The 1,599-nt window shown below is 76.6% G+C and carries 1 protein-coding gene; it reads left to right on the forward strand.

The window, feature by feature from the left end; all coding sequences use genetic code 11:
- Window positions 1–250 precede the first annotated feature (250 nt).
- Window positions 251–1,369, forward strand: a complete 1,119-nt coding sequence (gene cobC / locus ACFVIM_RS35050; RefSeq protein ID WP_384310404.1) for an Rv2231c family pyridoxal phosphate-dependent protein CobC — start codon at window positions 251–253, stop codon at window positions 1,367–1,369.
- Window positions 1,370–1,599 lie beyond the last annotated feature (230 nt).

Genomic DNA, 1,599 nt, shown 5'->3' on the forward strand with positions numbered 1-1,599 from the left:
GCCATGGCGACCCCACGGCCGACGGACACCGGGCACGTGCGCGCGACCGTCACACCGGCGGCACCGCGCCCCTTCCCTCCCACCCCCACACCCCCAGGAGAACGCGTGAGCACCACGCCCGTGCCCCCCGCCGACCGACACAGAGACGGCCCCCCGGCCACCGTCCGGAGGGTGCCGCCGGGCCCCCGGATACCGGCGGTCGGCCCGCTCCCGTTCCCTGCCGACGGATACAGATACGGCGGTCACGTCCATGGCAGGTGACGACGGGCGCGGGCAGCCGCGCCACCCCAGCGCCGGCATCCCCACCCCGGCCGGACCGGATGACGGACACGATCTGGGCCACCACGGGGACGCCGAGCTACGCGACACCGCCGGGCCGTTGACGGACCTCGCCGTCAATGTGCGCACGGGCACACCGCCCGCGTGGCTGCGGGAACGGATCGCCGGATCGGTCGGCTCACTGGCGGCCTACCCGGACGGGCGGACGGCGCGCGCCGCCGTCGCCGGGCGCCACGGAGTGCCCGTGGAACGGGTGCTGCTGACATCGGGGGCGGCGGAGGCGTTCGTGCTGATCGCCCGCGCGCTCCCGGTACGGCGCCCGCTGGTGGTCCACCCCCAGTTCACCGAACCGGAGGCGGCGCTGCGGGCGGCGGGGCACCAGGTGGCGCGGGTCCTGCTGCGCGAGGAGGACGGATTCCGGCTGGACCCCGCCGCCGTACCGGAGTCGGCGGATCTGGTGATGATCGGCAATCCCACCAACCCCACCTCCGTCCTCCACCGGGCCGGGGCCATCGCCGCGCTGGCCCGGCCGGGACGGTTCCTGGTGGTCGACGAGGCGTTCATGGACGCCGTGCCCGACGAACCGGAGAGCCTCGCCGACCGCACCGACGTGCCGGGCCTGGTCGTCCTGCGCAGCCTCACCAAGACCTGGGGCCTGGCCGGGCTGCGGGTGGGCTATGTCCTCGCCGGACCGGAGACCATCGCCGCGCTGGAACGGGCGCAGCCGCTCTGGCCCGTCTCCACGCCCGCGCTGGCGGCGGCGGAGGCGTGTATGACGCCGATGGCCCTCAAAGAGGCCGCGCAGGCGGCGCAGCGCGCGGTACGCGACCGGGAGCATCTGCTCGCGGGCCTCGCCGAGTTCGAGGAGGTCCGGGTGGTGGACACCGCCGAGGCGCCCTTCGTCCTCGTCCATGTGCGCCGGGGCGCGCTGGTACGGGAGCGGCTGCGGAACCTGGGATTCGCGGTGCGGCGCGGCGACACGTTCCCGGGCCTGGGGCCGGAGTGGGTGCGCATCGCGGTACGGGACCGGGTGACCACCAACCGGTTCCTCCAGGCCCTCGACCAGGCCCTGACCGTGGTCGGCCACTGAGTCCGCGCCCGGGGCCACCCGATGGCCGGGCCCATGTGGTGAGCCCGGCCCGCCCACGGTCCGCCGGGCCTGGCGGCCGGGCGGCCACGGCCCGCTCTGCCCGCGCCCCCACGCCGGAACGCCCGGCACCGGCGAAGCCGCGCGCCACCGGCACCCGGCCGCCGCTGCCCGCCCTCTGACGGACCGCCCGAGAACGGCCGACGGGGCCCGGGGGATCTTCCCCCGAACCC

Source organism: Streptomyces sp. NPDC057638 (genome assembly GCF_042800315.1).
In the GTDB taxonomy this organism is placed as follows: domain Bacteria; phylum Actinomycetota; class Actinomycetes; order Streptomycetales; family Streptomycetaceae; genus Streptomyces.

Bases quoted from the DNA above. Each gene is read 5' to 3' on its own strand.
- cobC (WP_384310404.1), top strand. From the start codon at position 251: ATGGCAGGTGACGACGGGCGCGGGCAGCCGCGCCACCCCAGCGCCGGC.